The organism is Ectobacillus sp. JY-23 (assembly GCF_023022965.1).
In the GTDB taxonomy this organism is placed as follows: domain Bacteria; phylum Bacillota; class Bacilli; order Bacillales; family Bacillaceae_G; genus Ectobacillus.
On sequence record NZ_CP095462.1, the window covers coordinates 1,482,244 to 1,503,215 of the forward strand.

23 protein-coding genes, 2 pseudogenes and 3 riboswitches are annotated in these 20,972 nt (G+C 39.4%); of the genes and pseudogenes, 5 read left to right on the plus strand and 20 right to left on the minus strand.

What is annotated here, in order from left to right:
- Positions 1-106, minus strand: a riboswitch (SAM riboswitch).
- Between the two features lie 135 nt (positions 107-241).
- The 11 genes from MUG87_RS07725 to comGA all read right to left on the minus strand — a co-directional run bounded on the left by MUG87_RS07725 (position 242) and on the right by comGA (position 5,869).
- The gene (locus MUG87_RS07725) at positions 242-388 is read right to left on the minus strand and encodes a hypothetical protein (protein WP_247086914.1); all 147 of its coding nucleotides are present in this window, start codon (positions 386-388) and stop codon (positions 242-244) included.
- A gap of 78 nt (positions 389-466) precedes the next feature.
- On the minus strand, positions 467-694 hold the full coding sequence (locus tag MUG87_RS07730; RefSeq protein WP_247086915.1) for a hypothetical protein: 228 nt from the start codon (positions 692-694) through the stop codon (positions 467-469).
- 562 nt (positions 695-1,256) lie between these two features.
- Positions 1,257-1,460, minus strand: coding sequence for a YqzE family protein (locus MUG87_RS07735; RefSeq protein WP_247086916.1), 204 nt, complete (start codon positions 1,458-1,460; stop codon positions 1,257-1,259).
- A 43-nt stretch (positions 1,461-1,503) separates the two neighbouring features.
- On the minus strand, positions 1,504-1,995 hold the full coding sequence (locus MUG87_RS07740) for a shikimate kinase (RefSeq protein WP_247086917.1): 492 nt from the start codon (positions 1,993-1,995) through the stop codon (positions 1,504-1,506).
- Positions 1,992-2,351, minus strand: a complete 360-nt coding sequence (comGG, locus tag MUG87_RS07745) for a competence type IV pilus minor pilin ComGG (RefSeq protein WP_247086918.1) — start codon at positions 2,349-2,351, stop codon at positions 1,992-1,994. Before comGG ends, MUG87_RS07740 begins: the two co-directional genes overlap by 4 nt.
- Before the next feature lie 4 nt (positions 2,352-2,355).
- A complete protein-coding gene (locus MUG87_RS07750; RefSeq protein WP_247086919.1) occupies positions 2,356-2,778 on the minus strand; it encodes a competence type IV pilus minor pilin ComGF in 423 nt (140 codons plus the stop codon).
- Positions 2,762-2,995 carry a hypothetical protein gene (locus MUG87_RS07755; RefSeq protein WP_247086920.1) on the minus strand — a complete coding sequence of 78 codons (234 nt, stop codon included), beginning with the start codon at positions 2,993-2,995 and terminating at the stop codon, positions 2,762-2,764. Before MUG87_RS07755 ends, MUG87_RS07750 begins: the two co-directional genes overlap by 17 nt.
- A 58-nt stretch (positions 2,996-3,053) precedes the next feature.
- The gene (gene comGD, locus MUG87_RS07760; protein ID WP_247086921.1) at positions 3,054-3,503 is read right to left on the minus strand and encodes a competence type IV pilus minor pilin ComGD; all 450 of its coding nucleotides are present in this window, start codon (positions 3,501-3,503) and stop codon (positions 3,054-3,056) included.
- Complete coding sequence (gene comGC, locus MUG87_RS07765) at positions 3,490-3,789, minus strand: competence type IV pilus major pilin ComGC (RefSeq protein WP_247086922.1); 300 nt, start codon at positions 3,787-3,789, stop codon at positions 3,490-3,492. The genes comGD and comGC overlap by 14 nt, the downstream gene beginning before the upstream one ends.
- Positions 3,790-3,801: 12 nt before the next feature.
- The gene (gene comGB, locus MUG87_RS07770; RefSeq protein ID WP_247086923.1) at positions 3,802-4,839 is read right to left on the minus strand and encodes a competence type IV pilus assembly protein ComGB; all 1,038 of its coding nucleotides are present in this window, start codon (positions 4,837-4,839) and stop codon (positions 3,802-3,804) included.
- Positions 4,817-5,869 carry a competence type IV pilus ATPase ComGA gene (gene comGA, locus MUG87_RS07775; RefSeq protein WP_247086924.1) on the minus strand — a complete coding sequence of 351 codons (1,053 nt, stop codon included), beginning with the start codon at positions 5,867-5,869 and terminating at the stop codon, positions 4,817-4,819. Before comGA ends, comGB begins: the two co-directional genes overlap by 23 nt.
- A gap of 215 nt (positions 5,870-6,084) precedes the next feature.
- Here comGA and MUG87_RS07780 point away from each other — a divergent pair, with 215 nt between their 5' ends.
- The 4 genes from MUG87_RS07780 (at position 6,085) to MUG87_RS07795 (ending at position 9,457) form a co-directional block, all read left to right on the plus strand.
- The gene (locus tag MUG87_RS07780; RefSeq protein WP_247086925.1) at positions 6,085-6,774 is read left to right on the plus strand and encodes a helix-turn-helix transcriptional regulator; all 690 of its coding nucleotides are present in this window, start codon (positions 6,085-6,087) and stop codon (positions 6,772-6,774) included.
- Positions 6,775-6,860: 86 nt separating this feature from the next.
- A complete protein-coding gene (locus tag MUG87_RS07785; RefSeq protein ID WP_124563402.1) occupies positions 6,861-7,103 on the plus strand; it encodes a DUF2626 domain-containing protein in 243 nt (80 codons plus the stop codon).
- A 345-nt stretch (positions 7,104-7,448) separates the two neighbouring features.
- Positions 7,449-8,840: an L-cystine transporter gene (locus tag MUG87_RS07790; RefSeq protein WP_247086926.1), complete on the plus strand. Its 1,392-nt coding sequence runs from the start codon at positions 7,449-7,451 to the stop codon at positions 8,838-8,840.
- A 302-nt stretch (positions 8,841-9,142) separates the two neighbouring features.
- Positions 9,143-9,457 carry a hypothetical protein gene (locus MUG87_RS07795; RefSeq protein WP_247086927.1) on the plus strand — a complete coding sequence of 105 codons (315 nt, stop codon included), beginning with the start codon at positions 9,143-9,145 and terminating at the stop codon, positions 9,455-9,457.
- Between the two features lie 14 nt (positions 9,458-9,471).
- Here MUG87_RS07795 and MUG87_RS07800 read toward each other — a convergent pair whose 3' ends face one another.
- The 6 genes and pseudogenes from MUG87_RS07800 to MUG87_RS07825 all read right to left on the minus strand — a co-directional run bounded on the left by MUG87_RS07800 (position 9,472) and on the right by MUG87_RS07825 (position 13,443).
- On the minus strand, positions 9,472-9,675 hold the full coding sequence (locus MUG87_RS07800; protein WP_124563401.1) for a DUF3912 family protein: 204 nt from the start codon (positions 9,673-9,675) through the stop codon (positions 9,472-9,474).
- 274 nt (positions 9,676-9,949) lie between these two features.
- Complete coding sequence (locus tag MUG87_RS07805) at positions 9,950-10,420, minus strand: hypothetical protein (RefSeq protein WP_247086928.1); 471 nt, start codon at positions 10,418-10,420, stop codon at positions 9,950-9,952.
- Between the two features lie 5 nt (positions 10,421-10,425).
- Entirely contained in the window at positions 10,426-10,815 is a 390-nt protein-coding gene (locus MUG87_RS07810) for a group-specific protein (RefSeq protein ID WP_247086929.1), read from the minus strand.
- Positions 10,816-10,831: 16 nt separating this feature from the next.
- Positions 10,832-11,785: pseudogene (locus tag MUG87_RS07815) on the minus strand (CapA family protein); the annotation flags it as partial.
- A 293-nt stretch (positions 11,786-12,078) separates the two neighbouring features.
- Positions 12,079-12,249, minus strand: a complete 171-nt coding sequence (locus MUG87_RS07820; protein WP_247086930.1) for a hypothetical protein — start codon at positions 12,247-12,249, stop codon at positions 12,079-12,081.
- Positions 12,250-12,441: 192 nt separating this feature from the next.
- A complete protein-coding gene (locus tag MUG87_RS07825) occupies positions 12,442-13,443 on the minus strand; it encodes an NADP-dependent oxidoreductase (protein ID WP_247086931.1) in 1,002 nt (333 codons plus the stop codon).
- 179 nt (positions 13,444-13,622) lie between these two features.
- Here MUG87_RS07825 and MUG87_RS07830 point away from each other — a divergent pair.
- Positions 13,623-14,014 (plus strand): annotated as a pseudogene (locus tag MUG87_RS07830) (HD family hydrolase).
- 153 nt (positions 14,015-14,167) lie between these two features.
- Here the strand turns inward: MUG87_RS07830 and MUG87_RS07835 are convergent.
- From MUG87_RS07835 to MUG87_RS07845, 3 genes are read right to left on the minus strand one after another with little or no spacing between them, the layout of a single operon-like run.
- Positions 14,168-15,226 carry an undecaprenyldiphospho-muramoylpentapeptide beta-N-acetylglucosaminyltransferase gene (locus tag MUG87_RS07835; protein WP_247086932.1) on the minus strand — a complete coding sequence of 353 codons (1,059 nt, stop codon included), beginning with the start codon at positions 15,224-15,226 and terminating at the stop codon, positions 14,168-14,170.
- A gap of 60 nt (positions 15,227-15,286) precedes the next feature.
- Positions 15,287-18,670 carry a methionine synthase gene (metH, locus tag MUG87_RS07840; RefSeq protein ID WP_247086933.1) on the minus strand — a complete coding sequence of 1,128 codons (3,384 nt, stop codon included), beginning with the start codon at positions 18,668-18,670 and terminating at the stop codon, positions 15,287-15,289.
- A complete protein-coding gene (locus tag MUG87_RS07845; RefSeq protein ID WP_247086934.1) occupies positions 18,667-20,475 on the minus strand; it encodes a bifunctional homocysteine S-methyltransferase/methylenetetrahydrofolate reductase in 1,809 nt (602 codons plus the stop codon). Before MUG87_RS07845 ends, metH begins: the two co-directional genes overlap by 4 nt.
- An 82-nt stretch (positions 20,476-20,557) precedes the next feature.
- A riboswitch (SAM riboswitch) is annotated at positions 20,558-20,668 on the minus strand.
- A gap of 166 nt (positions 20,669-20,834) precedes the next feature.
- Positions 20,835-20,946: riboswitch (SAM riboswitch) on the plus strand.
- Positions 20,947-20,972: the final 26 nt, after the last annotated feature.

Genomic DNA, 20,972 nt, shown 5'->3' on the forward strand with positions numbered 1-20,972 from the left:
GACTTATCTTTCAGAATGAGTACATTCTGCAGGAAGTGGCACCTTTCCAGTTACGGTGGTTGCCGGACGTCATTGGGCCTGATCCCTCGGTCTCTCTTGATAAGTAATTTATTTTTCAATTAGTCTGAATAATACATCTTAAATTTCAACCTGTCAACACTATATTTTTTAAATCACTTTAGAAATCGCCTACCTTTTATGAAGCTAGAAAAGAAAAAAGTCATTGACACTTGTCAATGACTCATATTTTACCATTATATTTGCGACCATTATTATGTTCTTTTTGCTGATGTTCAGTCATGCGCTTTTGCTGCGCCTTTGTTCTGGCACTTACGTGGTTCGCATCATTTTCTTCGTTTTTTTTAGAACCTCCTGCTCCGTTGCTCATTGCGACACCTCCTTCATGTAAACTATTTGTAGCTTATGCTATCGTTGGCATTTTATACAAGAGAAGGTCAGTTGTTAACTACTCTTCTACATAGCGACTTAACATATCATACAAGCCTCGATTGGCCATTACAGCAATTTGCTCATCAGATTCGTGCGGATATTTATCACGCAAGCGAATTGATGCTTTTGCCAATAAATTCTCAAGTACAGAACGACCACTTTTTCCATAGATTGCTTCGGCATACGCAATCAACTTTGAATCCTCTACATTGGAAGAATGGTTATTACAAAAGAACTTACTCATAATCTCCCTCCTTTTTTGATAACGTTTTCATTTTTATGCATGTTATAAATTTCACAATATTATATGTTGTATTTAGTGTATGTGTAATATTATAAAACAATATTGACATAATGTTTATATGTTTTTTTCGTTAATTTGTGACAATTATCTGACTTTTATTATCTTTCCCTACAAAAACTACTGTTTCTCACTTATTTTTACACAGAATTTCCCTTTTCTATGAAACCATGAAAGGACAATTAGCATTTCTATGACATAAGAGTGAACGCCTAAGAGCCTCTAACTGAATGTCTATGGTCTTATCAACTATATGCTCCTCAAAATATTCATCGTTTAGCCTACATTACCATTAGTTCGTTAATCCATACCAATATACATTTATTTATGAATAGCTTGTAGTGCTATCATCATGATGAATGTTATCCATCCCGTTACAATGCCAATACTTAAGCTTAAAAAAGCCCATAACCAAATACTTGGTTTCTTTTGCATATCAAGGCCTCCTTGTTTGTTATGAATATATGTAAAAGTTCATATAAAAAACACCGTTATCCGGTGTTTTTTATGCTTGCTTTTTAGGCTGCTTATCAGATGCTTTGCGATACAATAAAGTTACACCTAACGGTAGAACACCGAACCAACGATTTAAAAACGGCTCTTTTTGAGTTTTCTTTTGTTGCCGCTTTTCTTTTCTTTCTTCCTTAGGGCTATCCATATAAGATACAAACTGTTGCGTCATAAACTTAATATAATCATTCATAGACATACTATCATCTCCACTTACAATGATATTCCCAGTATGTCCGGCTTCACCTTTCTTTAATCAAGGATGTAAGCTCCTCTACAATGTGTTCAATACGTTTCCCAGTCGTATCAATGTGGTAGTGCGCTTGTTTATAGTACTCTTGCCTGCTTTGAAAAAGCTCAATAAATGCGCTACGATCTTTTAATAATGGTCTTGATGTGTCTCCATGTAACCGATTGAAGATGTGTTCAACATCGCAGTATACATATAATACTGTTCCGTGCGTTAACATCCACTCACGATTTTCTTGTTTTTGTACCACACCTCCCCCAGTCGTGATAATCACATGATCTTCTTTAATAGATTGCAGTGCTGCAGTTTCATATTGCCGAAATTTCTCTTCTCCTTCTTCATGGAAAATATCACGTATAGCTTTACCGGTCAAAAGCTCAACCAATTCATCCGTGTCGACAACCGGCATATTCCATTCCTTACTTAGTGCCTTACCAATTGTGGTTTTTCCAGCTCCCATAAAGCCTGTCAAATACAATCTCATATTCGTTCCTCCGACCAATTTAAAATCTGCTTTGTTTCTTTATTATAGCTGAAAACCGCTTTATATACGTGATTTTGTTTGGTCCGACACTCTACTCTGTATTTTGAAGAATCAATAGCTGCAAAGGTTACTTCACCTTCTTCGTATACATAAATATCTTTTACATGACCATCAGCAATATCGGTATGTAAATCAGCAAGCGCTCGGTACATGATTATATCTAATGTCAATAGTGCCTCTCCCTCTTGATAAAACCGCTTCTCCATTAGCAAAATATTAGCTTGATGAATAAGCAAGGCAAGTAATATAAAAGAGAAAGCAATCGTAGCTGGCATTACAAACCCGCGTTCCTCCACATCATCACTCCTTTCGGAATGTTGTTACCATACCTGTATGTATCTGCCCTCCATGATCCTCGGCTGTTACAATTAAATATGTAGGGTAACATATGTAGCTGATACGTTTTATGCGCTGTAGCGCCACCTCGTGCCCTTTGTCTCCCACTTTCCGAATTACGTTTATGCCTTGCATGGTATGAGAAACTACGTTGCCAGTTTTATCTGTAAGTACAAGTCGTCTATCACACGCTTGTACACCTTGCGCTTCTCGAAATTCTATTTGTAATTGTTCTATATACAACAACCATTCCAATTCATTAAACGGAGCAGTTTGTTTGGATTGCACATGAAACAACGGAGGTGCAATGACAAAAAACAGACTTAATATTGAAAGACACATTATCATTTCTAACAAAGTAAATCCTTGTTCACCCCTGACTGACATATGTGCATATCTCCTTTTCTTGCACTTGCCGCTCCCCCCACTTTACACACACTTTTTGGTTGTTATCCCAAAAAATTCGATATTGTTTTTCCTGTATCATCGGTACACTTTGATAATACGCAAATACTTCATTATGCAACGCTGCATAGGCGTAATAGTGTTGCTTCACCTGCTCTCTCTCTCGCAGCACCAGTATAAGTTGAGGAAATACAATCATGCATAGCCCCATTAATAAACTAAGCGCGGCGAGCATTTCAAGCAATGTAGTACCCATGTCAGATCGGACTGTAATAAAATCGTCCTTTTCCGAGCTGAAACACAACCTTATATATGCTTTTCTTGTAGGAGACATACATGGTACCTCCTCTGGATATATTGCCGTTCGCACTATAAATAAGCGGAAGTGACAGCGTCTCAAAGCGAACTTGGATATCTGTATCGTAATTCCGCACCAATACGGCTACCGTTCCTTCACCGGTAATTACATAACGCGAGTCAGAAGGAAACCAGTGCAGACGATGCCGTATATTATGGCTCATGGCCGTCTGTTGCATAAACATAATATCCTTTTGCAATTGCTCCAAAAAATGCTCAAGTACTCTTGCTTCGTACTTGGGATATAACCCGAATGACACTATGAGCAATATAGATACTATACTTAATACCAGCAGGGTCTCCAAAAACGTGAAGCCCTGCCGCATTTTACTAATTTTACTCCGTATCACTTAAAGTAACTGCCCCTGTATCACTTACAACAATAACCTTACCATTCGGACATTTATTGGTAGAGATATAATCCCCGTCGACCAATTGTGCTACTGTTGGCCATGTGTTTTTTTCAAGTTGATACGCCTGCACCTGTGCTTCCGTAGATTTTACCAATGCTTCACATCCCTTATTATTCACAACCTCTCGTTGCTGGACAACGCCTGGAATAATTAAGAGCAATAGCACAGAAATGACAACTAATACTAAAAGCATCTCCAATAAGGTAAAGCCTTTCTCACTCATATACTTCACTCCCTATAAAGAATTCATCATTTGAAACATAGGTAGCATCATCGCCAAGTACATTAGAGCAACAATAATACCAATGCAGCAAAACAACATGGGCTGAATGATCATCATGAAACGATGTAAACGGTTCTCAAGCTTCTCTATGACAAGTTCGCTGTATGCACCCAATTCCTCTGCTAAACTGGCGTTGGCTTGACCATGAGATACAATATATGCTAGCTCTGGTTCATAGTAAGAGCGCTGCATTAACATACGTTCAAGTGTTTCACCTTCTGCTAACATCTTTATCATCACCTTCGCCTCACATTGAAAAAACAGGTGATGTGGCTGTTTTTCCATTAATATGAATGCTTCACGTACCGATAATCCGCCTTGTAGTAAGCTACTGATTTGTACTGCAAAATAGTAAGAATTAAAGGACATAACAAAATCTTTAATGCCAGGAATGGTTAGCCAGATGTCCATACGCCTTCGTGGGGTCACTTTTTTTATAAATGCAAAGTAGCCAACGACACCGAGCCCACCTAAACATACACATCCCAAACAAACATAAGGTAACAGATGCAACACTCTGAAAATATAATCTGATAAAGAGGAAGAAGACTGCATAGAACTATAAAGCAGGGAAAACTGAGGAACCAACACACCGTTAAATACCCATACCATAGCAAGCAAAAATAACAGCAGCATAAGTGGATACTGTAAAGATTTTTTTATTTTTTTGATATGCTGTTGCTTTCTTTCCAAAATCTTTCCACCTTGTTGCAAGGCAAAGACAACGTCACCATGTAGCTCAGCATAAAACATATATCCTAGCAAATCAGAATGAAATTGCAAATTACGAAATATAACATACAAACTGCTGCCCGTTTTCAATTCCTGGATTGCATGCTCTAGTTGTTGCTTCCGCTTCTCATGCATATACAACTGCAAAAACTCCAGCGCATGTAAAAGGGCATAGCCTTTCTCGAGCAATCCACCAAGTTGCCGAAGCAACTCAGCCTGTTCGTGTAAACTCCACTTAGTTTTCTCTTTGAAGATCATCAGCTTCTACAAAGCCAAGCGCATAGCCTTTTTGCATCATTTTTTGTAGTGTTGGATAGCTATACGTTCCCTTTATTCCTCGTGCTTCCAATAAAACTTGCTCCAAGTCTTTTCCGTAGAGCAGCTCATATACACTTAAACGACGGACTTTACGCATCTTTTTACAAAGGGGAGAACACTTTTCTCGACAAAACGGGCACGGTATTTCTACAAGACGCTGCGCAGCTACAGCAAGAAGAGCTTGCTCTACCTCAGCATGCGTAATGTGAAAGTCTAATAATCGAAGAACAGCTCCCTTCGCATCATTTGTATGCAATGTAGTCAGAACGAGATGACCTGTTAAACTTGCACGCACTGCTACCTTTGCTGTTTCCTCATCCCTGATTTCCCCTACCAAAATAATGTCGGGATCGTGACGAAGAATGGCCTTTAAGCCACTCGCATATGTGATACCAGCACGCTCATTAATTTGAATCTGGAGCATTCCATCTTTACGTTTTTCAATAGGATCTTCAAGTGTTACTACTCTACGGTTTAAGGTATGTTGTGCGGTATGCAGGAGAGAATACATGGTTGTCGTTTTTCCAGATCCTGTAGGACCTGTAAATACAATTAATCCGTGTGAATAATGAAGAAGTGAAAGAAGTTTTTTAGCTGAGTTTGGAAATAACGAAAGGTGGGATAGGGGTTTAGTGGCTGTTTGCAGATGAACCCGAATTACCAAACTTTCTTGATTGAGTGTGGGAAGTGTGGACAAACGTAAATGAAGATTCGCATAGTGAGTATTGACTTCCAGAGCGCCATTTTGCGGCTTTCGTTTTTCGCCAATATCCATAGAAGCTAAAAATTTAAAATGTGAAATGAGTTTTTCTGCAAATGCTTTTGCAATCACGTGCTTTTGCATTAAATCTCTATCTACCCTCATTTCAATCACAGCATCACGCTGTCTCGGTATCACATGAATATCAGATGCTTTTAACTCAAACGCCTCCTTAATAACTGTATCAGCAAATTGTTCAATTGTACTCATGGCATCGCCTCCTCTCTCTATATATATCACAAATAAAGTAGAGGGAAAAATGTATAAAACAAGCTTTTACAATAGGCATTACAAGCAAAATCCATAAATATTCACAATAAAAGGAACTACAATTTTGAACAATTGATGAAAGTTTGTAAATTTTTTCTATCGTATTTGTACTCTATATTATAATAGTATTATGCCTATTTAAGGAGGTAGTAGCAATGGATCAAGCTTTGAAAATTACGAACGTGCTGGCGGACCCAACACGTTATTATATTTATCAATATGTTTCTAAAAAACACGGAGACGTAACTGTACAAGAAATTGCTGATGCGTTTGCCGTTCACCCAAATGTAGCACGCTTGCATCTTACAAAACTTGAAGATGTTCACATGCTTGTTTCTGATACACAAAAAACAGGAAAAGGAGGACGTCCAAGCAGAATATATCGCTTATCTGAAACAGTTGTACAGCTACAATTTCCGTTTCGTGATTACCAAACACTATCACAAATTGCCATTGAAGCATTAATCAGTCTTGGGGATATTGGAAAACAGGCATTGTTTCAAGTAGGTCAAAAGTTTGGACACGTAGCTATACAGCAGTACGTATTACAAACACATGCTACTGAGCTATCTTTTGAGGATAAAATTAACATTGCAAAAGAAATTTTTTGTACAGCTGGCCTATCCCCAGAATTTGAAGTAAACGCTGATACAAAACAAGTGTTTTATGAAGTGTATAATTGCCCTTTTAAAGAACTAGCTACCACTACGCATGCCATTTGCGATATGCATGGTGCATTCATGAAGGGCGTGTTTCAAACATTATTTACAGATATCGACTTACAGCGTACTGATAGTATATTACACAACTGCAAATCCTGTAATTATCAGCTTTTATCTCAATAAGAAAAACTGTTGTAAATGTTTACAATAGTAAGAAAAGTACCTTATAATAATAAATGATTATGCGTTCAAAGGGGAGGGGGAAAAAGATGGACCGCATGTTTCGCGTTTTAGGGTTTTGGACGGGAATCTTCGCAGTAATGTTTTATCTGGGAGATATGCACGCAACAGCCCTTTTATTTTTCGGACAAACTGGCTTTTTTGTACTTTTAGGTTATTTAAAATTAACAGAGCGTATGTATATTTATGTGTTTGGCGCATACTTAACTGTATTCTTTATCGGCTTTACCTACTATACAACGTTCCTGTTCACCCCTGGCGTAGGGCATTAAAAGAACAACGCTAAAAAGAAGCATGCTTTCATGCTTCTTTTTTCTTTTCATTCTGTTAAAGTTCCCTTTTAACTTCCGCTACATAGGTCGCTTTCGAAGACACTCAACAAGACCCTGTTACCAATGTCAAGCTGTAACACAACCTTTATTTTTGTTAATCATTCTTCACAGCTCCGTATCTCACATAAGAAATATCAGAATAAAGCAATCAAATTTACAAGAATACTTTCACAATAAAAAATAATTCGTATCATACAAATAATAGCATTAAGACATTTCCTAGTTGACTTATAGGTTTTTAGGTAATATATTTGAAAATATATTTCATAGAAACGGGGGATTACGATGAACAATTTTTTAATTGCAATAAATGTTATTGTGTTATTGGTATTACTTGGACTTTTATTCTATATGCAAAAGAAGCACGTTTCCTTTAATAAGCGTGTATTTACAGCACTTGGAGTCGGTATTTTATATGGTTTCATTCTACAGTCGATATACAATCCGACTTCTGAAATTATTACAGCATCAAACGCTTGGTTTGGCCTAGTTGGTAGCGGATATGTTAAATTACTGCAAATGATTGTCATGCCACTTATTCTTGTATCTATCGTTTCAGCTTTTACGAAACTTAAACTTTCCACCAACATTGGGAAAATCAGCGGCTTTATTATTGGTATTTTATTATTAACAACAGCTATTTCAGCTGCTGTTGGTATCGCATCTGCCATAGGCTTTGACGTAAAAGGCACTGGCCTTGAGCAGGGACAAGCAGAGACAGCTCGTCTACAGGATGTGGAGCAACGCTTTACAGCTATTGAAAGCACGCCAATTCCCCAGAAATTATTAGAGCTTCTACCTGCAAATCCATTCCTTGATTTAACAGGTGCTCGCCCGACTTCAACGATATCAGTTGTTATTTTTGCCGCCATTATTGGCATCGCCTACTTAGGTGTAAAACGGAAGCGTCCGGAGCAAGCTGCTTTATTCGCCAATATGTTAGAAGCTATATATACCGTGGTAATGCGCATGGTAACATTGATCCTTCGTCTTACGCCATACGGGGTTTTAGCACTCATGACAAAAATGGTAGCTAGCAGCAATATTGATGCTATTTTAAAGCTTGGCAATTTCGTATTAGCTTCTTACGTAGCATTATTGGTGATGTTTGTAATTCACCTGGCATTAATTGCAGCAACAGGTCTAAACCCGGTTCAGTATGTAAAAAAAGTATTCCCGGTGTTAGCATTTGCATTCACTTCTCGTACAAGCGCAGGTACAATGCCATTGAATATTGAAACGCAAACAAAGAAACTTGGTGTCTCTGAAGGAATCGCAAACTTTGCCGCATCATTTGGCGTTTCCATCGGGCAAAACGGTTGTGCAGGTATTTATCCAGCTATGCTTGCGGTCATGATTGCGCCTACCGTAGGTATTAACCCATTAGATCCACAATTTATCTTGACTTTGATTGCAGTGGTTGCCATTAGTTCCTTTGGTGTTGCCGGTGTAGGGGGCGGTGCTACATTCGCTGCATTAATCGTACTTTCTACAATGAACTTACCGATTGGTATCGTTGCACTTTTAATCTCTGTAGAGCCTCTAATCGATATGGGACGTACTGCCTTAAACGTCAGTGGCTCAATGACTGCCGGTGTTATTTCTGGTAAGGTGCTTGGTGAATTAGATACAAGTGTATACAATGAAGAAGCTTCAAAAATAGAATCAATTGCATAAACACCGCTTTAGCGGTGTTTTTTGCATGTAAATAACAAAACCGTTCAAACTATATAAACAACCAACATTGTTTTTAGAAAGGAGAAATGCGAAGGCAATGTGTAACCACGATTAAGGTACACGAAGATCACGAGCTGGACAAGACTACAGTATCTAGGTCGTTATCCTTACGCGTTTGCTTCCCTGCTGTTTACATAAGATAAAACCGTATGAACCTATATTCGTTCCCTTTTACAAGGAGACAAATTGACATCACCTTATGCCTATTGTCCCCTTGAAATAATTCTGAGAGGATTGAAGGTATGCATAGCTCTATTGCACAGCAAAGTGAAACAAAAGAAATGAAACAGGAACTGGAAAAGTATTTAAATCAAGGCTACAGTATGGAAGCAGCTTTTGCCTTGCTTGAGGCTCGTTGCTTTCTAGAATATGAAAAGATGGAGAATCCGGAGAATACAGCGCGATGGTATATTCCTTTAGCAGCCTTACAGATTGAATATGGCGTGTTACAAGAGGGAGTAAAAGAAACAACACTTTCATTGTTGCAGCAAAATGGAGGAAGTACTTTTGAAGCACATGTTACAGATGGATTGAAGGCAACATTACGGAGTATATAAAAGAGATTTCTCTTTTATATACCATTTTTTTCACACCAATCATGAAATTGTGCAACATCCACATCTACTAAGACCAAATCCTTTAACTCAACATCTAAATACGTATAACCCACTTTCAATACGTATCCTGACGGCTTTTTTTTGTCAACAATCCCAAGTTGATTGCGATACGGCCCATGATTAATATATGCTTTTTGCCCTATAATATCAAAGTCCACTAGACTCACCTCTTATCCGTTCGTTATTTCTGTATATATATGATACAAACGGAGAAATAGTCCCTTATCAGCTATCTTTTTTTATATCATAACATTTTATTGACATAATTTAATCTGAATAAGAATTAAAAAACCCTACTATAGCTGAAATGGCTATGGTAGGGCAAAGAATGGTATGCAGACTATTGTTACCACGTTAGTTTTTCTGTCTAAAAGAGCGTTGGTTTTTCAAATTGTATGGATATGCCTTTTCCCTTTGTATAAACCGTATTATTTATAAATATAAACCAATCTTTCCATTTGTTATTCGTAACAAATGAGCATCCACTTCTTCCATTGTTAAATCAAAAATAGACATATCGCCAAGCATAGGAAATTCATATAATTGCTTTTCCATCTTCTTTATTATTTCTGATGTAAATATGTCACTTGAGATGGAGCATTCTGTTTCCAGTATTACAATCAGATCCAAGATTTCAAAGCCAAGACCATTTATAAACGCAATGGCTTGTTGACGCATATCAGAACTACCTCGTAAACTATCCAGCCACTGCTGAAACAACTCTTCCCCTAAAAGCTCACATAATTCATCATCATGCTCACCGGATAATATTTCTTCATATCCATAGTCATCTACGAGTTCCTCTATTTCCTCACGAGCTTCACATAACAATTGTTCTTTAGAAGCTTGTTTTTTAAAATCACTTTCCTGTACAACCGTCAAAAACAGCTTATTTCGCTCCATACGACTCACCTCGAATTGTATATATGAATATTGTTCAATAGATAATCACCTAACATACCAATATCACCTTGCACGATGTTTACTTCAGGTAAATGATAAAATGTGGTAGCTAGTTCATCCTTCTCATGACAAACCACAATAGATTTGCCCCATGCCAAAGCCATTCCCAATTCTGTGTGACTACCTTTGCTCCCAGGAAGCAGCAAGACAAATACATCTGCCTCCTTCACAGCCGCCTTCTCAAGAACACCAATTTCTTTCAATCGCTTACTATCAGTTGCTTTCTTATTTTGGGTCCAATCATATGTATGAATCCAGCCAGCTTCTGTTAAGCGCGATGTCAACCTACGAACCATTTCTTGATTTGCAAATCCTGAGGCGATATAAAAGCGCATTCTCTCTCCTCCTTTATCATTGACTATTCTTCTTGTTTATAATAGTTCCTTCAGCCGTTATTTCTACATCATATGAAATAGATTGCATATAGCGAAGCATTTGCTCTCGCTCTTGTCCATTTAACGGTTGAATTTGATTATTACGAATGAAATAGGGCTGAAAGGACATCTTCTTTTCTTTCCCTTTAAACGTAATTGTAAGTACACCCGTTTCAGCCGAGTGACCACTCACATAATCAGGAAACAGAAAATTCCCCAGTGAATAAGCTACAGGCATATCACCGTAATATTCAAAGCCTTGTAGCCAATGTGGATGACTACCAACAATGACATCTGCCCCCGCTGCTTTCATCTGTGTTGCATATTCCTTTTGATACGCTGCTGGACGATTTGTTTTTTCCACGCCCCAATGCATATAAACAATCAAATAGTCCGCATCACCTTTTTGCGTTCGAATGGTACTGGTTACTTTATTTAAATCATACCCACCAGCAACCCCCGGCTTGTCACCAATCGCAACCCATGCGCTGTCAGGCATAAAGCGAACAAATGATAAGAATTTAAATTTCTTTCCTTTCATAACAACTTCTTTAGCTGTATACGCTTCTGTTTCATTGCGACCGACACCTGTATATATAAAACCCATGCTTTCTACATGCTTAATCGTGTCGAGCATACCTGCTTGTCCATAATCAAGTGTATGATTGTTACCTAATGAAACAATATCAAACCCTGTATTTTTAATAGCTTGTAATGTACTCGGATGGCTTTTAATCCAAAACAATTGCCCAGGATACTTGTCATTGCGTTCTGTAAAAGCACTTTCTAAATTGACAAAGGCGTAGTCGGCTGCTTCAATTTCCTTTTTTACATATTGAAACGGAAAATCTGCCCCATTTCGTTCAATAACAGGTCGAAGTTGCCAATCAAACATCGTATCACCTGCAAATGCAATAGAAATTTCCGGTTCTGCTGCAGGAGGTGGAACAACACCTTGATCTTGCGCTTGTTTTGCAGTCTTAACAACAGGCTTAGCAACTGCCACAGCATTATGCTTTTGAGATACCACAATAACTAGGCCAATTCCACAAACTATGGTTAACGCAGAAATAATGCCTATCATAATTAACCGCTTCTTTTTTCTCCGCTCACTTCTCATGCTTCCTCTTCCTCCTGGCTGTCTTTGAATATATTAATCATACAACAGAGGAGAAGCCGTATAAACAGAAAAAACGGAAGAAAATGTCCACTACAAGCAGTGCTTCATTTTTCCTCCGTTTTATTCTTTTCTAGTAAAATATTTAATTCAGCAATGATTTCTGAACGTTTTAACCTTCTTTCCCTTATAAATCGTTTAACAACGTAATATCCAATCCATAAAACACATAACCCGATACAAGCAACGAGCATCACATTGTCATAAAGTGCAAGCATACAGTCCCCCCGCTTAATAAATATGACATTTCATATTATTGTATCACATTTTTTTCAATTCAGATACCGCGATGCACATCCCATAAAGAAGCGATCGTTTCGCGTCGTCTCTTTATATTTATCAGCAGATGACACAGTATCCTGTATAAATCAAGGGTACCTTCTTATGTAAGACACCCTTGATTCCTTCTCTTATGCTTCTACTCGAACAAGTTGCTTTCCGATATTCTCACCTGTAAATAATCCTAAAAAGGCTTCTGGTGTACGTTCGAAACCATCTATAATACTCTCTTTATATGTTAATTTCCCTTCTGCTAGCCATGCAGCAAGCTGTGTAGCTGCTTCCTTAAATCTTCCTGCATAATCACTTACAATAAAACCTTGCATCAGAGCACTATTGATAAGCAAAGTTGTTTGTGCGCGCATACCGATATCTGCTTTTTCTAAGTTATATAAAGCAATTTGTCCACAAATAGGAATACGTGCCCCTTTATTAATAAGACGTAGCACTCGATCTGAGATTTCACCGCCAACGTTATCAAAATATATATCTATGCCATTTGGACAAGCAGCTTTTAAAGCATCCTTTATAGCATCGGTTTTATAATTAATTACCTCATCAAAGCCAAGCTCTTCCTTTAGAAGTTGTGCTTTTTCATCAGAACCTGCAATTCCAACTACACGAGCACCTTTGATTTTGGCAATTTGCCCAACCGTCATCCCGACCGCACCTGCAGCACCTGAAACAACCACCGTCTCGCCTTCCTGTGGCCGACCAATATCTAATAACCCGAAGTATGCAGTGAGTCCTGGCATGCCAAGTACTCCCAGGCCTGTCGTTGCAGGAGCCAAGCTTGTATTCATTTTGCGTACTTTTTTAGCAGATATTACTGTATAGCGTTGCCATCCCCATTCTCCTATTACAGTATCACCCGGTTGCAGATGTTCCGACTTTGATTTGATAACCGTACCTACAGCTCCTCCTGTAATAACCTCATTGAGTGCAAAGGGAGCCACATAGGACTTGCTTTCACTCATTCTGCCACGCATATACGGATCAACCGATATGTAAGACGTTTGAATTAGAGCCTCTCCGTCCCTCACGTCGGGAATTGCCACTTCAACAAATTGAAAGTTTTTCATCGTAGGCATGCCCTGTGGTCGACTCACGAGCCAAATTTGTTCATTCTTCATATCCTTTCCTCCTTCGAAAGTGAATAATGATTCATTTGTCATTATAACACAATCTTATAATTCAGAATTTTTAATATAACTCTTATTTCCTGTATCATGAAAAGAAATTATGAGAGAAGGTAATATGTATGCACATCACTATACAACAGCAAGTTCAATTTCTAGTAGAAATTGATAAGATGAAACAAGTGTATCGGCGCTCCTATTTAATTAACAAGTTCCGAAATGAAAATGACGCTGAGCATACATGGCACTTGTTTTTTCTGAGTATGCAAATGAAAAGAATATCTCCCTGCTTAAGGTCATTAAAATGTTGCTTATTCACGATATTGTAGAAATTGATGCAGATGATACATTCTGCTACGATGAAAAAGGATATGACGATAAAGCAGAGCGTGAGCCAAAAGCCGCTACACGTATTTTTGAGATACTTCCTCCTGCTCAAGCTCAAGAAATGCATGAGCTTTGGCGCGAATTGGAGGAAAGAGAGACACCAGAAGCCCGCTTTGCTGCTGCTTTAGATAGATTGCAACCTTTAATACATAACTACCACACAGATGGAATGTCTTAGAAACAGCACAATATTTCCTCTTCTCAAATCTTACAGCGGACATAGTCATTGCCGACGGCTCGGAAGCATTATGGAAGTATGCAAAACAAATCATTGCGGAATCTATAGAGTACGGCTACTTACAAAAATAACCCTGCAAACGCAGGGTTATTTTCATGCTTTTTCTATATATTCAATAATTTCTTTCAAGCAACCGGATGCGGAATAGCCACGCATTTTTTCTTTATAACGCAGACGGTATCCATATACCTCATTCACTGATTGTAATAATGATGCTTCTGTTAGTTGTTCCTCCTGCAAAACGCGGCAATATCCCTGCTTTTCAAACGCTGCTGCATTTAAAATTTGATCACCACGGCTAGAGGCCTTCGGAAGCGGAATTAAAATCATCGGTTTTTGCAATGTTAAAAACTCAAAGATTGCATTTGAACCGGCACGTGAAATCACCATGTCTGTAGCCGCCATAATGTCAGGCAACTCATCGCTTACATATTCAAACTGTTGATATCCTTTTACTTCATTCAATGATTCATCACGATTTCCTTTTCCGCAAAGATGCACAATCTGAAATGTTTCAAGCAGTTGTGGTAATGCCTCTCGTATCGTTTCATTAATACGCTTTGCCCCTAGGCTTCCGCCCATGATTGTAATCACTGGTTTGGTACTTGTGAATCCAAGATAGCGAAGACCGCGGTCGCGATTTCCTTTTAAAATATCCTCACGAATCGGGGAACCGGTATGTACCGCCTTACCTGCCGGTAAATGTTTGATGGCTTCTTCAAAGGTAACGAAAATTTTTGTGGCAAATCGAATTGCAATTTTATTAGCAAGCCCAGGCGTAATATCAGACTCATGAAGAAACACAGGAATACGGTTCATCCAGCCCGCAATCACAACAGGTACAGAAACAAAACCACCTTTTGAAAAAATAACATCGGGTTTGAGCTTACGAATTAAAAAGTAAGCTTCCGCTACCCCCTTCATTACAAGAAACGGGTCTTTAAAATTTTTCATATCAAAGTAACGACGCAATTTACCACTTGAAATCCCATGATAAGGAATGCCTTCTTTTTCTATGATATCTTTTTCAATTCCTGTTTTAGATCCAATGTAGTGTATATTCCAGCCGCCCTCTTGCAGCTTAGGGATTAAGGCTAAATTTGGCGTTACATGACCGGCGGAACCTCCACCTGTAAATACGATTGTTTTCACTTTTGCAGCTCCTTTACTATAAACGTCCTATATCATTATAGTACATTTTTGCTGCAAACTTTACATTACACTAAAATATCTTGCTTCCGGATGTGAAAATACCATTGCCGTAACCGAAGCCTCGGGGTTCATCATATAACCGTCCGTCAATTCAACACCAATTTCTTCCGGACGTAGCAAACGAAACAATTTTTCTTGATCAGCAAGCTCCGGACACGCTGGATAACCGAACGAAACTCGAATGCCTCTATATTTCGCACGGAAGCGCTCCTCCATTGTCATACGCACCGGATCCGGAAAGCCCCAGCGGTCACGAATTAACATGTGCGTATATTCAGCCAAAGCCTCGGCCAATTCAAGTGCTAATGATTGAATGGCATGACTGCGTAAATAATCTCCTTCTTGCTTCCACTTTTCAGCTACTTCTCGTACACCAGACCCGACAGTAACGGAGAAAAACGCTACATAATCACGTTCTGTTGGATGCAAGTAGTCAGCAAGAGTGCGATGCGGTGTTTTTTGTTGACGAGGAAAAGTGAAGCTTTCAAGTCGTTTCTCTTGAGATGGATCATAGATATAAATATTTTGTCCATCTGCTTTAACAGGGAAAAACTGATATACAACTTGCGGACGAAGCCAAGTTTCTTCCTGTAGCAACTCATCAATAAGCGCGTTTAATTCAACAGCTTTCACATCTCCTTGTGCCAATAACTTTTGTACATTTCCTTTCACACCAAGATGATGACCAAGGAGCATCTGTCTGTTTAAAAAGGGCGTAATATATGACACAGGAATATCTTTCATAACGACACGTTGCAATGTATGAGGACGCAATACTTCCGCCACTTCTAGTGGAACAGGTACATATTCTTCCGGTACTATTGCTACTGAAGGGGCAACCGTTACCTTTTTTTCTCTTTTTTCTACGATTAGCTTTTCACGTTCATCAGGACGCTGTAAACGATTGGCAAGATCAAGGCCGTTCATTGCATCACTTGCATATAAAACCAAACCTTCATAAGATGGTGAAATGCGTGTATCTGTAAACTTTCGTGTCAAAGCTGCTCCACCTACCAAAATCGGCACATGAATATCGGCTGCCTTTAGATCTTCGGCTGTGGTAACCATCTGCTGTGCAGATTTCACCAGAAGACCAGATAAGCCAATAATATCAGGTTTATGCTCCTGCACTTGGCGAATCAACTCATCCGAGCGAATATTAATACCCAAGTTGACGATTTCAAAGCCATTGTTTGCTAAAATGATCTCAACAAGATTTTTTCCAATATCGTGTACATCTCCTTTGACTGTTGCCAGTACAACCTTTCCTTTCTTTTTCACATCTGTTTGCTCCATATGTGGTTCCAAATAACTTACCGCTGCCTTCATGCTTTCTGCACTTTGCAGCACTTCCGCCACAATGAGCTCATTATTGTTAAACAAACGTCCTACTTCATCCATACCTGACATAAGTGGTCCGTTGATAATATCAAGCGGCTTCTGCCCTTCATCTAAAGCAATTTGCAAGTCATCAAATAAACCTTGCTTTGTTCCTTCTACAATATAATTTGCTAACCTTTCCTCCAATGTAAATGTTTCTTGCACCTCAACACTTTTCTGCTTTGCAACGCGGTAAAAGGCTGTAAATTCTTCCAGTGTCTGTTGATTTGTTTGAAACAGCAAGCGGTCTGCCAACGCTTTTTCTTCATCTGAAATAGAAGCATAGCGCTCTAGCTTTTCAGTATTAACGATTGCATAGTCAAGACCCGCTTTTGTCGCGTGATATAGAAATACAGAGTTTAAAACCTCTCGCCCAGCAGGTGGCAAGCCAAATGAAATATTACTAACACCAAGTATTGTTAAGCATTCTGGTAACGCCTCTTTGATTAACCGCAAGCCCTCCACAGTCGCTAGAGCCGATCCTATATATTCTTCATCGCCCGTTCCGACTGGAAATACAAGTGGGTCGAAAATAATATCTGAAGGTCTCACACCGTATGTTTCAGTCAACAACTTATAACTTCTTAGTGCGATTTCCAGCTTCCTTTCCGCGGTGACCGCCATTCCAATTTCATCAATTGTTCCTACTACAATTGCAGCACCATATTTATGCAGAAGAGGAATCACCTTCTCAAAGCGTTCTTCTCCATTTTCGAGATTAATAGAATTTAAGATCGCTTTACCTTGGATATAGGTAAGTGCACGTTCCATTACTTCTTCGTCAGTAGAATCAATAACAATGGGAACCTTCAGCATTTTGGTCACAGTTTGTAAAAACTTTTCCATATCTTCTTTTTCATCGCGATCAGGATCTGCCATACAAATATCAATAACGTGGGCGCCCCGCTTCACTTGCGCCCTAGCTATTTCTGCTGCTTCTTCGAATTTTCCCTCAGCGATTAAACGTTTGAATGCTCGAGAGCCAATGACATTGGTGCGTTCACCTACAAAAAGTGGGCGCATGGATTCTTCATATTGTAGGCTCTCGAGGCCGCTTACAGAATGACCTTGTCTCACTTTTTTGGTTCTCGGCGAAAGCGATACAAGCTCCTGTTTCATTGCACGGATATGAGCCGGTGTAGTTCCGCAGCATCCACCAACAATATTTATCCAGCCTTCTTCTGCGAATGCTTGGACTTTTTTTGCAAGCGATTGCGGCGATTCATGGTAATGACCGTCTTCGTCGGGCAAACCTGCATTGGGATAACAAGAAATATAACTTTCCGATACCTCATTCAAAGTTCTGATATGATCACGCATAAATTCCGGACCAGTCGCACAGTTCAGACCAACCGCGAGCGGTTTTAAGTGTTCAATAGATAAATAGAAGGCTTCTATACTTTGACCCGCAAGTGTCGTTCCCATAGGTTCAATCGTACCTGAGATCATAAGCGGCACCGTAATACCCGTTTCTTCAAATGCCTGGCGTATTCCGATCGATGCAGCCTTTACGTTGCGCATATCTTGGCTTGTTTCTACAAGTAATACATCCACACCGCCCCGCAATAAACCGCGCGCTTGTCGCATATATGCCTGAATAAGCTCTTCAAACGTAACACCACCTGTTACGCTAATGGCTTTTGTTGTCGGCCCCATTGCTCCTGCCACAAAGGCTTCTTTTCCCACTTCAGCAACTGCTTGTTTTGCAAGTTTGGCTGCTAATTCATTTAACTCTTCATCTAAATGAGATAAATGATAGTCGCTTAATACAATATTAGTAGCTCCGAATGTATTGGTTTCAATAATATCGGCACCCGCTTCTAAATATGCTTTATGGATGGATAAAATAATATCTGGTCTTGTTTTTACAAGATATTCGTTACATCCTTCATATACTTCGCCACCAAAGTCATCTGCTGCTAAATCATATTGTTGAATCATTGTTCCCATTGCGCCGTCAAGAATGAGAATTCGTTCCTGCAATGCTTGTTCAACCCTGCTCATACGTTCGCCTCCTGTTGTATTTTTGCATATTGTACAAGTTCTTCTGTTAGTTCGTAACGCAGAAAAGGCGTAATTAAATAAATGCCATGAAACATTGTTACTGCAGCAGCCAACAGCTCTTTGGAAATGGCCAAGCCCTCTTGTATAGCTTGCTGTGGCTGGCAATCCATCCTTTGTCTAATATTTTCTGGAAGGGTGATGCCCGGCACCTCATAATGTAAAAAATCTGCATTTCTCTTACTGACGAGCGGCATGATTCCTATGAAAATAGGTACTTTTACATGTCTCGTTGCTTCATAGGTTCTTAGAAGTGTCTCCACATCATATACAGGCTGTGTAAGAAAATAATCTGCGCCAGCAGCAATCTTCTTTTCCATCCTTTTTACAGCAGCATCGATATGTCGTACATTTGGGTTAAAAGCAGCAGCCACAGAGAAGGAAGTAGCATCCCCAATTGATTTGCCAAGAGGTGATTTTCCTTGATTCATTTGTTTCATCATAGAAATAAGCTCGAATGAGGAAACATCATAAACAGACGTGGCGCCTGGAAAATCGCCGACACGAGCTGGATCTCCCGTCAAAGCAAGCACCTCATTCATACCCAGGGAAGCAAGACCTAGTAAATGGGATTGTAAGCCAATTAAATTGTGATCGCGACATGTTAAGTGTGTTAACACAGGTATGTTCTGCCTCATTAGCATCGCGCCAAGTGCCATATTAGAAATACGTGGACTGGCTAATGAATTATCAGCCAGAGTAATTGCATCGGCTCCTGCTCGTTTGAGTGCCTTTGCTCCTTCAAAAAAGCGACTCGTATCCAAAGTTTTAGGAGGGTCTAGCTCGACAATAATCGTTCTCTCCTCCTTTGCCTTTTCTGCTAAACTATTACCTGTTTGACGAGAGCGAGCCTCTGCTATGGTAATGATATTTCTTCTCTCTACCTCTTTCCTTAAGACCGGCGCTTGCTGTAATGCTTCTTTCATCGCCCGAATGTGTGCAGGTGTGGTCCCGCAGCAGCCACCAATCAGTTTGACACCTTGATTGGCAAATTGATTCACCATATCTTTAAAGTATTCAGGTGTTCCCTCATACACATATGTACCATCTACATATTTGGGGAGACCTGCATTCGGATAGGCAGAAAGATGTCCCTTCTGTGGAAGGGGCACATAGGTCAAAGATTCAATCATATGAAGCGGTCCCAACCGGCAATTGAGACCGGCAACATCAGCACCAGATTGAAACAATTCAGCAAAGACATCTTCAATATATCTTCCAGTTTGTGTCAAGCCAGCCTCATGTAAAGCTACCTGTGTAATAATGGGGATATCTGTTCTTGATCGCAAAATACGTAAAGCTCGTATTAATTCCTTTTCATCATAGAAGGTTTCCAGGATCAGGCCATCCACACCTTCCTCAAGCAAAGCATACGCTTGCTCAAGCAACATAAACTCACGTTCTGCTTCTGTTGTTATCATGGCTCCCGTATGCTTCACGCCACCAATCGTCCCAAGGATATAAGCACCCTCTGCTCCGACTCTAGCGTTTCTAACCGCGGCTCTATTAATAGCAACAACCTGCTCCTCCAAGCCATATGCGCGCAATTTCCCTTCATTAGCACCATATGTATGTGTTTGGATAACCTCTGCTCCTGCCTCTCTATATTGACGATGTATATCAATGATGCGCTCTGGTTGTTCTAGATTGAGTTCTTCCAAACAACTCTGCAATCCATGAGAATGGAGCAATGTTCCGATTGCTCCATCACCTAGTAAGATACCTTCCTCAATTCTTTTTCGTAACATTCATCGCACCCCTTTTTGTAGGGCGAATAATTTCACAAAAAATCCTCTCCTTTATGAAAGGAGAGGATTCGGAAACATCCGCCCCTTATCACGCAAAACTTGTTGTTTTGCAGGTTGTAGCACCGTTTCAAACAAGTCGTTTGAAGGTTGCCGGGCTTCACAGGGCCTTTCCCTCCGCCGCTCTCGATAAGAGTTTGATACAACTTATGCGCTTTTCATGATAATTTAGCATACTCGCTTTTTAGAAGTCAATAAAAATAAACATAATTATTTTTAATTTTTTAAATTAACAAAAAAATATTGCTTTTTTCTAGGTACTAAGTATACAGTATAAAAAAGACTTCGAACTTCATATGTGTTTCTTATCCAGAGAGGTGGAGGGACTGGCCCTTAGATACCTCAGCAACCATTAACAATTCTGTTAAAAAGGTGCTAACTCCAGCAAATTCAAAGGAATTTGACAGATAAGAAGAAGCGTATTCTGCATTATAAAGCCT